We start from the raw sequence: 1015 nt of genomic DNA on the forward strand, positions 1-1015 counted from the left end.
GTGCGTGGGCGGGCGTCGTCCGTGGTGGAGTCCGAACCGCCGTCCCCGTCTCCCCTGTTCGCGAACGCGATCGCCGCGAACAGCAGGACGACGACCGCCATGACCGTGACGATGCTGCGCGGTGAGCGGGCGGCCGGGCGGCGTGGGCCGTCGCCCTCCGGGAGGCGGGTACGTGTGTGCCCCGAGCCCCCGTAGCCGTCGTCGTCCTGGCGGCCGTGGTCGTCGTCGATGCTCATGCCGCGTACGTCCCCTCAGCCGATAGCGGAACCACGTAGTACGACGGTAGCCGTGCGGGTTGCCGCGTGGGCACCGTGTGGTGGTGACTGGACATCAGGGAAGGCAACCTCAGCCGGGGGGACGGTGGGACGGGCGCCGGGGCGGTGGGAGCGCCCGGGGCGGGAGACCGCGCGAGTGGGTCAGACGGCCATCCCGTACACAATGGTGAAGAGTGTGCCGAGGGAGCCGATGATGAAGACGCCGGTCAGTCCGGCGACGATCAGGCCCTTGCCCTGCTCGGCGCTGAAGGTGTCGCGCAGCGCCGTGGCGCCGATGCGCTGCTTGGCCGCGCCCCAGATCGCGATGCCGAGGCAGAGGAGGATGGCGATGGCCATCACGACCTCGATCATCACGCGCGCTTCGTTGCCCAGGGTCCCGAAGGGGCCCCAGTCGGGGGCGATCCCGCCGATGATCGTCGTGATGTCGCCCTTTTCGGCTGCCAGAAGCATGTAACTCACCGCCCCTATCGGGTAGTTCCGCACCCCCTGCCCGAGTGCAGAGGTCGCACCCATTCTCGCTGAGAATGCCGCTGTCGCATGTCGACTTGGAGTCATTCGTCGGCGGACTTTGTGCGAAGTTCGTACGGAGTCTGCGTGCGGCGCGGTTGACCGCTCCGAACAGGGGTCCGGAGCGGTCAACCGAGGCGCATATGGTCACTCTGTGTATCACGCGGGGTGACGCCGGGCAATGAACCGCAGGCGGTCGTCACGGCGCGTAGATGCAGGTCGGGGGCAGGGGG

General features: G+C 69.0%; 1 protein-coding gene and 1 pseudogene. Both read right to left on the reverse strand.

From position 1 onward, the window contains the following. Positions 1-236 (reverse strand): annotated as a pseudogene (locus GUY60_RS37860) (hypothetical protein); the annotation flags it as partial. A 180-nt stretch (positions 237-416) separates the two neighbouring features. Further along, positions 417-725: a DUF8827 family protein gene (locus tag GUY60_RS37865; protein WP_161706025.1), complete on the reverse strand. Its 309-nt coding sequence runs from the start codon at positions 723-725 to the stop codon at positions 417-419. Between the last annotated feature and the right edge of the window lie 290 nt (positions 726-1015).

It is taken from the genome of Streptomyces boluensis, from assembly GCF_009908195.1.
Classification (GTDB): domain Bacteria; phylum Actinomycetota; class Actinomycetes; order Streptomycetales; family Streptomycetaceae; genus Streptomyces; species Streptomyces boluensis.

Coding starts and splice junctions, on each gene's coding strand:
- GUY60_RS37865 (WP_161706025.1), bottom strand. CDS start 725: ATGCTTCTGGCAGCCGAAAAGGGCGACATCACGACGATCATCGGCGGG.